The sequence below is a fragment of the Citrobacter sp. Marseille-Q6884 genome (assembly GCF_945906775.1).
Lineage (GTDB): Bacteria > Pseudomonadota > Gammaproteobacteria > Enterobacterales > Enterobacteriaceae > Citrobacter.
Window position 1 is genome coordinate 2,673,249 of record NZ_CAMDRE010000001.1, and the last position, 15,335, is coordinate 2,688,583.

Consider the following 15,335-nt stretch of genomic DNA (forward strand, 5'->3'; position numbering starts at 1 on the left):
TCAATTATTCTTTATTAAATCATGACATTACGTGATGGTTTTGCTTTTTATCTGAAAAGGGCGGTAAGAAATGGGCGCATTCACGCGCCCCGAATGAAAATTAACGCAGGGCTGTCTGCCGATAGGCGTAGATTTCCCCGTCAGGCACAAACTCTAGGCGGTGAGTTATACACTCAGGCGCATCTTCAGCATGGTGAGAAACAAACAGCAGTTGCGTTTCGCCTTCACTGATAAGCACATCAACAAAACGGCGTATCAACTGACGGTTCAGTGGATCCAGCCCTTGTAATGGTTCGTCGAGGATCAGCAGAGTCGGGTGCTTGACCAGCGCACGGACAATCAGCGCCAGCCGTTGTTGTCCCCAGGAGAGACTATGGAACGGCGCATCCGCTGTGCGTTTATCCATTCCCAGAATGTCTAACCACCCTTGCGCCAGTTTGTGCTGCCTGTCTGAAACCGCCTGGTAAATACCGATGGAATCAAAGAAGCCCGAGAGAATGACATTGCGCACCGTGGTACTCACCCGGTAATCCAGATGCAGGCTGCTGCTGACATAGCCAATATGCTTTTTAATATCCCAGATGGTTTCACCACTGCCACGACGGCGGCCAAACAGAGTCAGGTCGTTGCTGTAGCCTTGCGGATGATCGCCGGTGATTAAACTGAGGAGGGTCGATTTCCCCGCGCCATTCGGGCCGATAATTTGCCAGTGTTCACCCGGATTTACCTGCCAGCTCAGACGATGGAGAATGGGGCGATCGTTATATGAGACAACGCCATCCTTAAGCACAATACGCGCTTCATCTGCAGGCAGCCCAAGGCGGACAGAAGGTTCATCAGGCTCGGGGAGGGTGATGCCTTCCAGTTGTTCGCTATGGGCCAGTTGGGCTATCAATGCCTGTTGTAACAGACCGGTTTTTTCGCCAGTTTCAGTCAACGTGCAATCAGCAAGAACACCAGCGAACTGTACGAATTCAGGAATTTCATCAAAGCGGTTGAGGACCAGCACCAGCGTATGACCAGCCAGATGTAATGCGGCGAGCAGATCCGCTAACTGGCCGCGTGACGCAACGTCCAGCCCGTCAAACGGTTCGTCAAGGATGAGCAGATCCGGTTCTGACATCAAGGCCTGGCAAAGCAGCGTTTTACGCGTTTCACCGGTAGAGAGGTATTTGAAGCGTCTGTCGAGTAAGGCGCTAATCCCGAACTGCTTCGCCAGCGCTGAACAACGACTGGGATCGCTGATCTCAGCCTGAATAATCTCTGCAGTCGTTCGCCCTGTGTCGTCCTCACCGGGGCTGAGGAGATCGGTGTTATTACGCTGCCATTCGTCGCTGACCAGCTTTTGGAGCTGCTCAAATGAGAGCCGGGTGATGCGGGTAAACTGGCACTGGCGCTCGCCTTTGAGCAACGGGAGCTCCCCCGCCAGCGCCCGAGCCAGCGCGGATTTTCCGCTGCCGTTAGATCCAACAAACGCCCAGCTATCACCTGCGTTTAATGTGAACGTATTCAACTGAAGCGTTTTGGTGTCGCTCAGACGAAACGTGCCTTGCGAAATTTGCAACGATGACATTTTGTATCCCAGTTATTGCAGCGATGAATGACAGGGATACGTGTTCTGCGGGTCGATGTCAATCAACTCAGCATAAAGTCGCGATAATGACTCTATCGGCATTAAAATACGCGGTGACGTTAGCACCTTCTTGTAACGTTACTGCGTCTTCGGCTGGAACCGTGGCGCATAGCGTCTGGCCATCCGGTAGCGTCATCAACACTTCGCACTGTTCCGCACCACGCTCGATATGACAAATGATGCCTTGCAGTTGGTTGTCCGCGGCCTGCGCCACGCTTTCATCCTGGGTGATGCCCACCCACGGCGCTTTAAGCAGAACCAGCACCTCTTTACCTTCATCCAGCCCGAGGCGTTCACCGCTTTGCGCCGTCAGCGCCACTTTCAGCCGTGTTTCGCCATCAGCCAGCAGGACATCGACATGCTGCTGCACCTCGTGGTGGTCGCGAGCCGTAATCGTGCCAAACCATTGGTTTCGGGCGCTGGTTTGCAAGGAAAAACGGGAGATCGCTGCCAGCAGGCTGTTAAGGGGAAGCGCATCGTCATCGCTCAGGACATCAAACGCCTTTTGTTGAATTTGTGCGAGTAAATCATACAGTTGGATCAGGCGTTGCCCGTAGCGGGTCAGCACCGCGCCGCCGCCGCCTTTGCCACCGGTGGCGCGCTCAACCAGCGTCTGCTCGCTCAGCTGGTTCATCTCGTTGATCGCGTCCCAGGCGCTTTTATAACTAATACCCGCATCCTTAGCGCCCTGACTGATAGAGCCGGAAAGCGCAATATGCTTAAGCAGAGAAATGCGGCGGGGATCGGCGAACAGTTTTTGCTGAAGTTTCAGGGTAAGAAGGATTTCGGCCTGCATATCAAGCTCCTGGCAAAAGGGGTATTGTGACGGAAAACCGCGCCGGCGCAAAGCCGACCGCACAAAAGGGGAGTGCTTTTCTGTGGTATGTGGTTAGAATACAAGTAAGGACTATATCTGGAGTTGACCATGTTAGAGTTATTGAAAAGTCTGGTATTCGCCGTAATCATGGTACCTGTGGTAATGGCCGTCATTCTGGGGCTGATTTACGGATTGGGTGAAGTGTTCAACATTTTTTCCGGTATCGGTCAGAAAGACCAGTCCAGACAGAACCATTGATTCCCCAAACGCCCGCTCAGTCGGGCGTTTTATATTCTTCGTTTTTCAGGCCGCATTTGTGTGGCTTACACCCGCTCAAAGCAACGTGAAGTTCATCCAGTCTCGCGCCTCAAGATCCTGCTTTCCCTGCCGATATTTTCTTTGTGTTACCTCTAATAGGTATCAATAACCTCTGGGAAAAGCCTGACTTACTCGTTATATTGTTGCATACATAACGAAACTCAAAGGAGTTACAGATGGCACGTACATGGGTACGCCTGTTTGCAGGGGCAACACTTTCTCTCTCAATGGTCGGGCATGCATTGGCGGATGAAGGGAAAATCACAGTGTTTGCAGCGGCTTCGCTGACAAACGCGATGCAGGACATTGCTGCACAGTATAAAAAAGAGAAGAATGTTGATGTTGTCTCCTCTTTTGCTTCTTCCTCAACGCTGGCGCGTCAGATTGAAGCAGGTGCACCAGCCGATCTGTTTATTTCTGCCGATCAGAAATGGATGGATTATGCGGTAGACAAGAAGTCAATTGATACCGCAACGCGTAAAACGCTGCTGGGGAACAGTCTGGTGGTGGTGGCGCCTAAAGCAAGCGAACAGAAAGATTTTGCCATCGACAGCAAAACCAACTGGGTCAGTCTGTTGAACGGCGGTCGTCTGGCTGTTGGCGATCCAGAACATGTTCCCGCGGGCATTTATGCCAAAGAAGCGCTGCAAAAACTGGGCGCATGGGATACCCTGGCGCCGAAACTGGCACCTGCTGAAGACGTCCGTGGCGCACTGGCGCTGGTTGAACGCAATGAAGCTCCGCTGGGCATTGTTTACGGCTCTGACGCTGTTGCCAGCAAAGGTGTAAAAGTTGTGGCAACCTTCCCGGAAGATTCGCACAAAAAAGTGGAATACCCGATCGCGATTGTTGATGGGCACAAAAACGCAACGGTCAGCGCGTTCTATGATTACCTGAAAGGACCGCAGGCTTCTGAAATCTTTAAACGTTATGGATTTACGACCAAGTAATGATACTGAGCGATCCTGAATGGCAGGCCGTTATACTGAGCCTGAAAGTTTCTTCCCTGGCCGTGCTGTTTAGTCTGCCGTTCGGGATCTTCTTTGCCTGGTTGCTTGTGCGATGCAAGTTTCCAGGTAAAGCGCTGCTCGACAGCGTTCTGCATCTACCGCTGGTTCTGCCACCTGTAGTGGTCGGTTATCTGCTGCTTATTGCAATGGGGCGACGCGGATTTATCGGCGAATGGCTGTACGACTGGTTTGGCATTACCTTTGCCTTTAGCTGGCGCGGCGCGGTTCTTGCCGCGGCAGTGATGTCCTTCCCGCTCATGGTGCGGGCAATCCGTCTGGCGCTTGAAGGCGTTGACGTTAAGCTGGAGCAGGCTGCCCGCACGTTGGGCGCCGGGCGCTGGCGTGTCTTCCTGACTATTACCTTACCGCTGATGCTGCCCGGAATCATTGTTGGTACCGTGCTGGCGTTTGCCCGCTCGCTCGGCGAGTTCGGCGCGACCATCACCTTTGTTTCTAATATTCCCGGTGAAACCCGTACTATCCCTTCGGCAATGTATACCCTGATCCAGACCCCCGGCGGTGAAAGCGCGGCGGCAAGGTTATGCATCATCTCCATTGTGCTGGCGCTGATTTCACTGCTGATTTCTGAGTGGCTGGCGCGTATTAGCCGAGAGCGGACGGGACGATAATTATGTTGGAACTCAATTTTTCCCAGACGCTGGGGACGCACTGCCTGACGCTCAACGAAACGCTACCAGCCAGCGGGATCACGGCTATTTTTGGTGTCTCCGGCGCAGGTAAAACGTCGCTAATTAACGCCATTAGCGGTCTGACTACACCGCAGTCCGGGCGTATTGTGCTCAACGGGCGGGTGTTGAACGACGTGGAAAAGGGCATCTGCTTAACGCCTGAAAAGCGCCGGGTGGGGTATGTTTTTCAGGATGCCCGCCTGTTCCCACACTATAAAGTGCGCGGGAATCTACGCTACGGTATGGCAAAAAGCATGGCAGGACAGTTCGATAAGCTGGTGGCGCTGCTGGGTATTGAACCGCTGCTCGACCGTCTGCCGGGCAGCCTTTCCGGCGGTGAAAAACAGCGTGTCGCTATTGGCCGGGCGCTGCTTACCGCACCGGAGTTGCTACTGCTGGATGAGCCGTTAGCCTCGCTGGATATTCCGCGTAAGCGTGAGTTGTTGCCGTACCTCCAACGCCTGGCGCGCGAAATCAATATTCCCATGCTGTATGTCAGTCACTCACTTGATGAAATTTTGCATCTGGCCGATAAAGTCATGGTGCTGGAAAATGGGCAGGTGAAAGCGTTTGGCTCGCTGGAGGATGTCTGGGGCAGCAGCGTGATGCATCCCTGGCTGCCGAAGGAGCAGCAGAGCAGTATATTGAAAGTCAGCGTGCTGGAGCACCACCCGCATTATGCGATGACCGCGCTGGCGCTGGGCGATCAGCATCTGTGGGTTAATAAACTGGATAAACCGCTACAAACGACGCTGCGTATTCGCATACAGGCATCTGATGTTTCTCTGGTATTACAACCGCCGCAGCAGACCAGTATTCGCAACATTTTGCGTGCGAAGGTCGCGCAGTGTTATGACGATAACGGGCAAGTGGAAGTTCAGCTTGAAGTGGGCGGCAAGACATTGTGGGCGAGGATCAGTCCGTGGGCCAGGGATGAATTGGGTATCAAACCTGGCCTGTGGCTCTACGCGCAAATTAAGAGCGTATCGATTACCGCCTGATTACAGCAGGTGAGAGTAGATAAACTTCGCGATGCTGTCAGTGGTGTTATCGCCAATGACGATATTGGCGCGTGCTTTGACGGCATCGTCCGCGTTGCCCATCGCAACACCGGTTCCTGCTGCTTCCAGCATGCTGATATCATTAAAGTTGTCGCCAAAAGCGACCACATTCTCCATTGTTCCGCCTTGCGCTTCAATCCACTGAGTGAGGCGTTTTCCCTTGCTGTTGCCTTGACGGGCGATATCGACCTGATCGTGCCAGGACCATTCACACTCCAGTCCTAACTGCTTTTCAACGTGTCGACCAAACTGCTGCAGCTTTGGAATATCTTCATCAGTCAGGGCAAATTTCCAGATAGCATTAACGTCGCGCGCGGCCTGCGCCAGTGACGGAACCTGAGTAAAGGTCGGACGTTGTTCCGGCGGCAGAGACTGCGCCCAGTTCGCGGTACGTACTACGTGCCCGGTCGGACGCTCATACAGCATCGCTTCATCGACATACATCAGTCCGTGGATCTGATGTTCATCCAGAAGATCGATCAGTTGCAATGCCTGATCCACCGCAAGCGGGTCGGATTCCAGTACGTTTTTTGCATGATAATCATACAAGTAAGTGCCATTACAGCAAATTGCAGGTGTATCCAGCGCCAGTGCCTGATAAAAAGGATGAATAGCAACGTGATGGCGACCCGTGACAATGATAAGTTGGTAGCCGGCTTGCCTGGCACGAGAAAGCGCTTCCAGGGAGGATGGCAACAAGGTTTTTTTCGGGGTCAGCAATGTACCGTCTAAATCCAGGGCAATCACGCGAGCGGTCATAGGTTTTTCCAGATTAAGGTTGAGAATTTTGTCTGCTGGAATGGTACACCGAGACGGGAGCCGGACAAAATTCTGAGCTTTAATTAAGCATTCACCGTTAAAAGCGTCTACGTTAGGCGTGTGTCAGGCAACTGCAGCCACTTGCCAAAAAGCAAAGGAGTATTCATGAAGCAAACCGTTTATACCGCCAGCCCTGAGAGTCAGCAAATCCATGTCTGGAGCCTGAATCATGAAGGTTCGCTGACGCTGACACAGGTGGTTGATGTTCCGGGTCAGGTCCAACCGATGGTCGTCAGCCCGGATAAGCGCTACCTCTATGTTGGCGTACGCCCGGAATTTCGTGTGCTGGCGTATCGCATTGCGCCTGATGATGGTGCGCTGACGTTTGCCGCGGAATCTGCGCTGCCGGGAAGTCCGACGCATATTTCTACCGATCATCATGGACGTTTTGTTTTTGTCGGTTCGTACAACGCCGGTAGCGTTAGCGTGACCCGCCTGGAGGAGGGTCTGCCGGTTGAGCTGGTGGACGTGGTTGAAGGTCTGGACGGATGCCACTCGGCCAATATCTCACCGGATAACCGTACCCTGTGGGTTCCGGCATTGAAACAGGATCGTATTTGCCTGTTCACCGTTAGCGATGACGGCAAACTGGTCGCCCAGGAACCGGCGGAAGTCACTACCGTCGAAGGCGCGGGACCACGTCATATGGTGTTTCATCCGAATCAACAATATGCCTATTGCGTCAATGAGTTGAACAGCTCGGTTGATGTCTGGGAACTGAAAGATCCGCACGGCAAAATTGAGTGTGTACAGACGCTGGATATGATGCCAGCTGATTTCTCTGATACGCGCTGGGCGGCGGATATCCATATCACGCCGGATGGACGTCATCTGTATGCCTGCGACCGTACGGCGAGTCTGATCACCGTGTTCAGCGTATCAGAAGACGGTAGCGTGTTGACCAAAGAGGGCTACCAGCCAACTGAAACACAACCGCGCGGCTTTAATGTCGATCACAGCGGTAAGTACCTGATCGCAGCCGGACAGAAGTCGCATCATATCGCCGTGTATGACATTGCGGGTGAGCAGGGGCTGCTGACGGAGAAAGGGCGTTATGCGGTAGGACAAGGCCCGATGTGGGTGGTGGTTAACGCGTATTAATTTGTCTCGCATGCCGGAAGAGGTATGAACCTCTTATCCGGCACATTGCCCGGTGGCGGATACGCTTACCGGGCTTGCGAGCGTGGGCTTACTGTTTCGGCTCAGCAATCACTTTGCTGCCAATACCGCGGTTGTTGTATTCCCACATGCGGTTAAAGTTGGTGTCGTTCAGGTTACGCTGAATCTCACCTTTATCATCTTCCGCACCGGTATTGCCTGCAAACGGATGCTTAGCGATCACGCTGTCCGCCCAGGGTTTCGCCATGTTAAAGCCTTCGTTGATCACGCTGTCGCGAATCACGACCTGACCGTTGGTGTTAGCATCAACGTCCAGTGAGCGGCCTAACTGCGCGATGCCATCGCCACTTGCCGTAAAGCGGCTGTTGGTCGCGAGGAAACCGTAGTAAATGTTCGACAGTGTCGCCGGTGCAAACACGTAGCCTTCCTGTTGAGTACGGGAGTTCACGACGCGGAAATCGGTATTATCGAACACCACGGCGCCACGGCCGGATACAATATCGACATCGCCTTCAATGTAGCTGTTGGTCACCAGCGTACGCGGTTGACGATCGTTCTCCAGACGGTTTTGTACGCCGCTATTGGTAACGAAGAAGGTATTCTGGCGACCCAGAATGTTCACATTGTTGATCTGCACTTTATCGCCATCGGTACGCAGTGCGACAGCCGGGTGATTACCCGCATCTACGCTGTCACCCAGATTGTTTTCGATGGTCAGGTTCTGCAATTGCAGACCATTGTTTTGTGACCAGACAACCGCAGAACACATCACGCCAATATTGGTAGCGCGCTTGCTCTGACAATTGTCGTACATGTACCACGCAGGTTTGCCCGGCATATATTTACCGCCCGGGTTCACCGTACGACGCCAGTCAGCCGTGTTCATCTCACCGTCAATGGCCTGGCCAATTTTGACATCCAGCGCTTTTTCGCCCGTGCCGTATAACGTCAGGCTACCTGTCGCAGCAGGAATATAAACCGTGCCCTGGTATTCACCCGGCATGATGGCGATATATTGACGCTTGTTGGTCCGTTTAATGATTGCCGCATCAACTGCCGCCTGAATCGTTGTGTGGGTCACTCCCTGCGTTCCCGCCGGGCCAACAACAAAGTCAGGCTGGGCTGGCAGAGAAATCGCAGAAGGGGTCCACGGCGCGGTGTTTGGCGTCAGTGCAGAAAAATAGTGTGCCGCAACGAAATTCGTTGCTTCATTCGCCGACAGAATCGGGCGCGAGGAGGTACCAGGCGCGGTCTGATCGGAAGGAATTTGATCGGGCGGCGTAGAGCTACAGGCGGTCAGCGTCACGCCAAAAGCCATAGCCAGCGCCAGACGGGAAACTGATGATATGTTCACAGGTTGCTCCGGGCTTTGAAAATTATCCATTGAAGCCTGCTTTTTTATACTAAGTTGAGCGAAACGGGAAGGCGAAAAGGTAAAAAGTTGTTTATTTATCCCGGCAAAGGCGGGTGCAGAGAGTCCTTGTATCACAAACAGATAACATTTATTGCCCTTCAGGTTGACAACATCCGCAGAATCAAAAATAAATGTCTATACAACCTATGACAAGTGGTGAGTGGAATGCAGCAATTTTACCCTGATGATGCGATCTGGCGTAACGTCCGCCTGGCGACCATGGATCCTGAACGTAATACCCCGTATGGACTGGTAGACGGTCATGCGCTGGTTATCCGTCAGGGGAAGATTCGGGATATCGTGCCTGAATCCTCGTTGTACCTCACACACGATAATACCTTTGATATGCAGGGCCGGCTGATTACCCCTGGCTTGATTGACTGCCATACCCATCTGATTTTTGGTGGTAATCGCGCGGGCGAATGGGAACAACGGCTCAACGGCGTGTCTTATCAGCAAATTAGCGCCCAGGGCGGAGGCATTAATGCCACGGTTGCGGCGACACGTCGCGCGTCTGACGAGCAGCTTTTTCAGGTGGCGCATGCTCGTATGGCGCGACTGATAAAAGAAGGTGTCACGCTGCTGGAGATTAAATCCGGCTACGGTCTGGATCTGGAGACAGAAGAGAAGATATTACGCGCGGCGTCTGCGCTGGCGGCGGAAAATAGCATCGAAATCACGCCGACACTGTTGGCTGCACATGCCACACCTGGGGAATATCGTGACGATCCTGACGGCTATATTACGCTGGTGTGCGAGACCATTTTGCCGCAGTTGTGGGAAAAAGGTCTGTTTGAGGCCGTCGATCTGTTTTGTGAAAGCGTCGGGTTTACGTTGGCGCAGAGTGAACGGGTATTTCAGGCAGCCCAGGCGCTGGGCATCCCGGTTAAAGGCCATGTAGAGCAGTTGTCGTTACTCGGTGGCGCGCAGCTGGTGAGTCGCTATCACGGCTTGTCGGCCGATCATATTGAATACCTGGATGAAGCCGGGGTGGCGGCAATGTGTCAAAGCGGCACGGTCGGCGTGCTGCTGCCAGGCGCCTTTTATTTCCTTAAAGAGAAACAGCGCCCGCCGGTGGAACTGATGCGCCGCTATCAGGTACCGATGGCAGTGGCGACGGATTTCAATCCGGGCACCAGCCCATTTATCAGTCTGCACTGGGCGATGAACATGGCCTGCGTACAGTTTGGCTTAACGCCGGAAGAAGCGTGGGCTGGCGTAACCCGTCATGCGGCTCGCGCGCTTGGCCGTCACATGACCCACGGACAACTGAAGACAGGATTCGTGGCTGACTTTGTTGTCTGGGATGCGGAGCTGCCGGTCGAAATTCTCTATGAGCCAGGCCGCAACCCGCTTTATCAACGCATATTCAGAGGGCAGATATCATGATCAACTGGCAACCCGCCGCCCCCACGCTCTGGCAGGGACGCGATGACAGCGCCGAGTCTTCGAATGCGCTGCGTCTGTTTCAGACCATCACGCTTAGCCCGGCATTTACCCCTGAACGGTATCGCGAACAGATAGCGCTGCTCGGATTCGCCTGCGATGAAGGCGTAAAACGCAATCAGGGACGCACAGGCGCGGCTGGGGCGCCGGATGCATTGCGTAAAGCGCTGGCGAACTTAGCCAGTCACGACGGCCACAACAGGTTGGTCGATCTGGGCAATATTGTGGCGCAGGCGCCCGATCTTGAAGGGGCACAGCAGGCGCTACGCAGTGCGGTAAAACGCTGCCAGCAGGCAGAAATGCGCACCTTTGTGTTGGGCGGTGGACATGAAACTGCCTTCGCTCACGGCGCGGGCGTACTGGATGCTTTTCCACGCTCAAAAGTCGGTATTGTGAACCTCGATGCGCATCTGGATTTACGTCATGCCGATCAGGCCACTTCCGGGACGCCATTTCGCCAACTGGCGCAACTCTGTGAAGAACAGCAGCGCGAATTTCATTATGCCTGCGTAGGCGTCAGTCGGGCGGCAAACACCCAGGCGCTGTGGGATGAAGCGCAGCGGCGCGGCGTTACCGTGGTGGAAGATCTGCATTGTCATCAGGCGCAGACACAGTTAGCGCAGTTTGCCGCCAACATGGATATTCTCTATCTGACAATTGATCTCGACGTTTTACCGGTCTGGGAAATGCCGGCAGTCTCCGCACCGGCTGCACTGGGTGTACCACTGGCAACGCTGTTGGGGCTGATTGAACCGCTTTGTCGCAGCGGCAAATTACAGGCAGTGGACATGGTTGAATTCAACCCCCGTTTTGACGATCATGGCATGGCGGCGCGCGTTGCGGCGCGGCTTGGCTGGCAAATTGCGCACTGGTGGCACTGACATGCCTGATGGCGCTATTCGGCAACGAAAATTCTCTGCTTAAGGAAGGCTTACGCATGCTCCCATCCCGCTCCCGTTCGGCTCCGGCTCCTTTCTACGAAAAGGTGAAACAGGAGATTAGCGACAAGATTGCCAGCGGTGTCTGGCAAGCGCATGACCGCATCCCCTCGGAAGCCGAGCTGGTGGCGCAGTATGGTTTTAGCCGTATGACGATCAACCGCGCGCTGCGTGAGCTGACAGACGAAGGTTTACTGGTGCGTTTGCAGGGGGTCGGCACATTTGTTGCTGAGCCAAAAGGTCAGTCTGCATTGTTCGAGATTCGCAGCATTGCGGATGAAATCATTGCTCGCCAGCACCAGCACCGCTGCGAGGTCCTGACACTGGAAAGAACGCGGGCGAATGCACTCCAGGCGGCGGCGTTGAACGTCACCGAAGGGACGTCTATTTTTCACTCGGTGATGGTGCATTATGAAAACGAGCTGCCGGTGCAGATTGAAGATCGCTGCGTGAATGCGGAAATTGTGCCGGAGTATTTGTCGCAGGATTACAGTCAGACCACCCCGCACGCGTACTTATCGCTCATCGCACCGCTGACGGAAGGTGAGCATATTGTGGAAGCCGTACGCGCCAGTGCGGAAGAGTGCGCGCTACTGAACATCAAAGAACACGATCCCTGCCTGCTTATTCGCCGTCGAACCTGGTCTGCGTCGCATATTGTCTCTCATGCCCACTTGCTTTTCCCGGGCTCCCGCTATCGTTTGCAGGGCCGTTTTATGTCCTGATACCGGGACATCAAAACCGTGATTGCTGACGCAATATAACAAAAATGTATCTTAATTGTTAAACGCATCCTTGCGGTCGCTTGTATAGACAAGTATATGTTACTCATCTGTCCGATCGTTTGTGAGGAGTGTTTGACCATGTCCCAAAGCAAGTATCGTCAGCAGGATATTCGTGCCCCAAGAGGGACGACCTTAACAGCCAAAAGCTGGCTGACTGAAGCGCCGCTGCGCATGCTTATGAACAACCTTGATCCCGATGTCGCGGAAAACCCCCATGAGCTGGTGGTATACGGCGGGATCGGACGCGCTGCGCGTGACTGGGAATGCTATGACGCCATCATTAAGGCGCTGACGAAACTGGAAGCCGATGAAACGCTGTTGGTGCAGTCCGGTAAACCGGTTGGCGTGTTCAAAACGCATGAAAATGCACCCCGCGTCTTAATTGCTAACTCAAACCTGGTGCCGCACTGGGCGACCTGGGAACACTTCAACGAGCTGGATGCGAAGGGGCTGGCGATGTATGGCCAGATGACTGCCGGAAGCTGGATCTACATCGGCAGTCAGGGCATCGTGCAGGGCACCTATGAAACCTTCGTGGAGGCCGGACGCCAGCATTATCAGGGTAACCTGAGCGGTCGCTGGGTGCTGACCGCCGGGCTTGGGGGAATGGGTGGGGCACAACCGTTAGCTGCGACGCTGGCGGGCGCATGTTCTCTGAATATCGAATGCCAGCAAAGCCGTATCGATTTCCGTCTGCGTACCCGTTACGTGGACGAGCAGGCGACAACGCTTGATGATGCGCTGGCGCGTATCGAAAAGTACACCCGTGAGGGGAAAGCGGTGTCCATTGCGCTGTGCGCGAATGCGGCTGACATTGTGCCGGAGTTGGTGAAGCGCGGTGTCCGCCCGGATATGGTCACCGACCAGACCAGCGCCCACGACCCGCTGCACGGGTATCTGCCGTCCGGCTGGCGTTGGGAAGAGTATCAGGCAAAAGCGGTATCCGACCCGCAGGGCACGGTCCAGGCTGCGAAACAGTCGATGGCGGCACACGTGCAGGCGATGCTGGCTTTCAGCAAGATGGGCGTCCCCACGTTTGATTACGGCAATAACATTCGCCAGATGGCAAAAGAGATGGGCGTAGAAAACGCCTTTGATTTCCCGGGATTTGTCCCGGCTTATATTCGTCCACTGTTCTGCCGCGGTATTGGCCCGTTCCGCTGGGTCGCGCTCTCAGGCGATGCGCAGGATATTTATAAGACCGATGCCAAAGTAAAAGAAATTGTAGCCGATGATAAGCATCTGCATCACTGGCTGGATATGGCGCGTGAGCGGATTAACTTCCAGGGCTTACCGGCGCGAATTTGCTGGGTCGGACTGGAGTGGCGACAAAAACTGGGGCTGGCGTTTAACGAGATGGTACGTCGCGGTGAAGTGTCTGCGCCTATCGTTATCGGCCGTGACCATCTGGACTCTGGCTCTGTTGCCAGCCCAAACCGTGAAACGGAAGCCATGCGCGACGGTTCAGACGCGGTCTCCGACTGGCCGCTGCTGAACGCACTCTTGAATACGGCCAGCGGTGCGACCTGGGTATCACTGCATCACGGCGGTGGTGTGGGTATGGGCTTCTCCCAACATGCCGGGATGGTGATTGTCTGCGACGGTACCGATGAAGCCGCCGCGCGTATCGCCCGGGTATTGCATAATGATCCGGCGACAGGCGTGATGCGCCATGCCGATGCCGGGTATGACATTGCGGTGGAATGCGCCGTTGAACAAGGGTTAAATTTGCCGATGATTGCCGCGACTCAGGGGAAATGCTGATATGAACATGCTTACCTTAACACCTGGCCACCTGAGCTTTGCACAGCTACGCGAGATCTGGCAGCAGCCTGTCCAGCTGAGTCTGGATGCTGGCGCGATCGATGCCATTAATGCCAGTGTGGCCTGCGTCAGTAACATTGTGGCTGAAGGACGCACGGCCTACGGCATTAATACCGGATTTGGTCTGTTGGCACAGACCCGAATCGCGGCAGAAGATCTGCAAAATCTCCAGCGCTCGCTGGTGCTTTCGCATGCTGCAGGGGTTGGCGAGCCGCTGGATGATGCGATGGTGCGTCTGATTATGGTGCTGAAGATTAACAGCCTGGCGCGCGGTTTCTCTGGTATCCGTCTGAGCGTGATTGAAGCGCTGATCGCACTGGTGAATGCCGGGGTCTACCCGCTGATCCCGGCAAAAGGCTCGGTGGGCGCTTCAGGCGATCTGGCGCCGCTGGCGCATATGTCGCTCACCTTGTTAGGCGAGGGTAAGGCTCGCTGGCAGGGAGAATGGCTTCCGGCGACAGAGGCGCTGAAGAAGGCCGGGCTGGCGCCGATTACGCTGGAGGCGAAAGAAGGGCTGGCGCTGCTGAATGGTACGCAGGCTTCCACCGCGTTTGCCCTGCGTGGCTTGATTGAGGCACAAGAGCTGTTTGCCTCAGCGACGGTGTGCGGAGCGCTGACGACGGAAGCGGTGCTCGGTTCCCGCCGTCCGTTTGATGCCCGTATTCATGCTGCGCGTGGACAGCGTGGGCAAATTGATGCCGCGTCTCTTTATCGCCATGTGTTAACCGATTCCAGTGCGCTTTCGCAATCGCACCATAATTGCGAAAAAGTGCAGGATCCGTATTCGCTGCGCTGCCAGCCACAGGTGATGGGCGCGTGTCTGACGCAGTTACGCCAGGTCATGGATGTGCTGCTGGTGGAGGCCAACGCGGTTTCAGACAACCCGCTGGTGTTTGCTGAAGAAGGGGATGTGATTTCTGGCGGCAACTTCCACGCTGAACCGGTCGCGATGGCGGCGGACAACCTGGCGCTGGCTATTGCGGAAATCGGCGCGTTATCGGAGCGGCGTATCGCGCTGATGATGGATAAACACATGTCCCAGCTACCGCCTTTCCTGGTCAAAAATGGCGGAGTGAACTCCGGCTTTATGATTGCTCAGGTGACCGCAGCCGCGCTGGCGAGCGAAAACAAAGCGCTGGCGCACCCGCACAGCGTGGACAGTTTACCGACCTCGGCTAACCAGGAAGATCATGTTTCAATGGCGCCTGCCGCCGGTCGTCGACTGTGGGAAATGGCAGCCAATACGCGCGGCGTCATTGCCGTTGAGTGGCTGGCGGCCTGCCAGGGCATTGATCTGCGAGAAGGGTTAACCTCAAGCCCGCTGCTGGAGCAGGCGCGTCAGGCATTGCGTGAAGAGGTTCCTCACTATACCCAGGATCGCTTTTTTGCCCCGGATATCGCGTGTGCGACGGCGTTGTTAGCGCAGGGGACGCTGCTGAAGCTGGTCCCTGAGTTTCTGTAA

At 54.8% G+C, this 15,335-nt stretch carries 14 protein-coding genes; 10 read left to right on the forward strand and 4 right to left on the reverse strand.

What is annotated here, in order from left to right:
• Window positions 1-100: 100 nt before the first annotated feature.
• Together modF and modE are read right to left on the reverse strand one after the other, a co-directional pair.
• Window positions 101-1,573 carry a molybdate ABC transporter ATP-binding protein ModF gene (modF, locus tag N7268_RS12625; RefSeq protein WP_260863179.1) on the reverse strand — a complete coding sequence of 491 codons (1,473 nt, stop codon included), beginning with the start codon at window positions 1,571-1,573 and terminating at the stop codon, window positions 101-103.
• A 67-nt stretch (window positions 1,574-1,640) separates the two neighbouring features.
• Window positions 1,641-2,429, reverse strand: a complete 789-nt coding sequence (gene modE, locus N7268_RS12630) for a molybdenum-dependent transcriptional regulator (protein WP_260863180.1) — start codon at window positions 2,427-2,429, stop codon at window positions 1,641-1,643.
• Window positions 2,430-2,558: 129 nt separating this feature from the next.
• Between modE and N7268_RS12635 the strand changes: the two genes are divergently transcribed.
• The 4 genes from N7268_RS12635 (at window position 2,559) to modC (ending at window position 5,468) form a co-directional block, all read left to right on the forward strand.
• The gene (locus tag N7268_RS12635; RefSeq protein ID WP_045441137.1) at window positions 2,559-2,708 is read left to right on the forward strand and encodes an AcrZ family multidrug efflux pump-associated protein; all 150 of its coding nucleotides are present in this window, start codon (window positions 2,559-2,561) and stop codon (window positions 2,706-2,708) included.
• Window positions 2,709-2,944: 236 nt separating this feature from the next.
• Complete coding sequence (modA, locus tag N7268_RS12640; RefSeq protein ID WP_260863181.1) at window positions 2,945-3,718, forward strand: molybdate ABC transporter substrate-binding protein; 774 nt, start codon at window positions 2,945-2,947, stop codon at window positions 3,716-3,718.
• Window positions 3,718-4,407 carry a molybdate ABC transporter permease subunit gene (gene modB, locus N7268_RS12645; RefSeq protein WP_198904838.1) on the forward strand — a complete coding sequence of 230 codons (690 nt, stop codon included), beginning with the start codon at window positions 3,718-3,720 and terminating at the stop codon, window positions 4,405-4,407. The genes modA and modB overlap by 1 nt, the downstream gene beginning before the upstream one ends.
• Window positions 4,408-4,409: 2 nt before the next feature.
• The gene (gene modC / locus N7268_RS12650; RefSeq protein WP_198904837.1) at window positions 4,410-5,468 is read left to right on the forward strand and encodes a molybdenum ABC transporter ATP-binding protein ModC; all 1,059 of its coding nucleotides are present in this window, start codon (window positions 4,410-4,412) and stop codon (window positions 5,466-5,468) included.
• Here modC and N7268_RS12655 read toward each other — a convergent pair whose 3' ends face one another.
• A complete protein-coding gene (locus N7268_RS12655) occupies window positions 5,469-6,287 on the reverse strand; it encodes a pyridoxal phosphatase (protein ID WP_260863182.1) in 819 nt (272 codons plus the stop codon).
• A 165-nt stretch (window positions 6,288-6,452) separates the two neighbouring features.
• Between N7268_RS12655 and pgl the strand changes: the two genes are divergently transcribed.
• On the forward strand, window positions 6,453-7,448 hold the full coding sequence (pgl, locus tag N7268_RS12660; RefSeq protein ID WP_260863183.1) for a 6-phosphogluconolactonase: 996 nt from the start codon (window positions 6,453-6,455) through the stop codon (window positions 7,446-7,448).
• 88 nt (window positions 7,449-7,536) lie between these two features.
• Here pgl and N7268_RS12665 read toward each other — a convergent pair whose 3' ends face one another.
• On the reverse strand, window positions 7,537-8,820 hold the full coding sequence (locus N7268_RS12665) for a putative acyl-CoA thioester hydrolase (RefSeq protein ID WP_260863184.1): 1,284 nt from the start codon (window positions 8,818-8,820) through the stop codon (window positions 7,537-7,539).
• 225 nt (window positions 8,821-9,045) lie between these two features.
• Between N7268_RS12665 and hutI the strand changes: the two genes are divergently transcribed.
• The 5 genes from hutI to hutH all read left to right on the forward strand — a co-directional run bounded on the left by hutI (window position 9,046) and on the right by hutH (window position 15,335).
• Complete coding sequence (gene hutI / locus N7268_RS12670) at window positions 9,046-10,269, forward strand: imidazolonepropionase (RefSeq protein WP_260863185.1); 1,224 nt, start codon at window positions 9,046-9,048, stop codon at window positions 10,267-10,269.
• Window positions 10,266-11,207: a formimidoylglutamase gene (gene hutG, locus N7268_RS12675; protein ID WP_260863186.1), complete on the forward strand. Its 942-nt coding sequence runs from the start codon at window positions 10,266-10,268 to the stop codon at window positions 11,205-11,207. Before hutI ends, hutG begins: the two co-directional genes overlap by 4 nt.
• 56 nt (window positions 11,208-11,263) lie before the next feature.
• Window positions 11,264-11,989 (forward strand): histidine utilization repressor, encoded by a 726-nt coding sequence (locus tag N7268_RS12680; protein WP_260863187.1) that lies wholly within the window; start codon window positions 11,264-11,266, stop codon window positions 11,987-11,989.
• Between the two features lie 138 nt (window positions 11,990-12,127).
• Window positions 12,128-13,813: a urocanate hydratase gene (gene hutU, locus N7268_RS12685; protein WP_198904830.1), complete on the forward strand. Its 1,686-nt coding sequence runs from the start codon at window positions 12,128-12,130 to the stop codon at window positions 13,811-13,813.
• A 1-nt stretch (window position 13,814) separates the two neighbouring features.
• The gene (gene hutH, locus N7268_RS12690; protein WP_260863188.1) at window positions 13,815-15,335 is read left to right on the forward strand and encodes a histidine ammonia-lyase; all 1,521 of its coding nucleotides are present in this window, start codon (window positions 13,815-13,817) and stop codon (window positions 15,333-15,335) included.

Coding starts and splice junctions, on each gene's coding strand:
- N7268_RS12680 (WP_260863187.1), top strand. CDS start 11,264: ATGCTCCCATCCCGCTCCCGTTCGGCTCCGGCTCCTTTCTACGAAAAG.
- modB (WP_198904838.1), top strand. CDS start 3,718: ATGATACTGAGCGATCCTGAATGGCAGGCCGTTATACTGAGCCTGAAA.
- N7268_RS12655 (WP_260863182.1), bottom strand. CDS start 6,287: ATGACCGCTCGCGTGATTGCCCTGGATTTAGACGGTACATTGCTGACC.
- pgl (WP_260863183.1), top strand. CDS start 6,453: ATGAAGCAAACCGTTTATACCGCCAGCCCTGAGAGTCAGCAAATCCAT.
- hutI (WP_260863185.1), top strand. CDS start 9,046: ATGCAGCAATTTTACCCTGATGATGCGATCTGGCGTAACGTCCGCCTG.
- modC (WP_198904837.1), top strand. CDS start 4,410: ATGTTGGAACTCAATTTTTCCCAGACGCTGGGGACGCACTGCCTGACG.
- modF (WP_260863179.1), bottom strand. CDS start 1,573: ATGTCATCGTTGCAAATTTCGCAAGGCACGTTTCGTCTGAGCGACACC.
- hutH (WP_260863188.1), top strand. CDS start 13,815: ATGAACATGCTTACCTTAACACCTGGCCACCTGAGCTTTGCACAGCTA.
- modA (WP_260863181.1), top strand. CDS start 2,945: ATGGCACGTACATGGGTACGCCTGTTTGCAGGGGCAACACTTTCTCTC.
- hutG (WP_260863186.1), top strand. CDS start 10,266: ATGATCAACTGGCAACCCGCCGCCCCCACGCTCTGGCAGGGACGCGAT.
- hutU (WP_198904830.1), top strand. CDS start 12,128: ATGTCCCAAAGCAAGTATCGTCAGCAGGATATTCGTGCCCCAAGAGGG.
- N7268_RS12635 (WP_045441137.1), top strand. CDS start 2,559: ATGTTAGAGTTATTGAAAAGTCTGGTATTCGCCGTAATCATGGTACCT.
- modE (WP_260863180.1), bottom strand. CDS start 2,429: ATGCAGGCCGAAATCCTTCTTACCCTGAAACTTCAGCAAAAACTGTTC.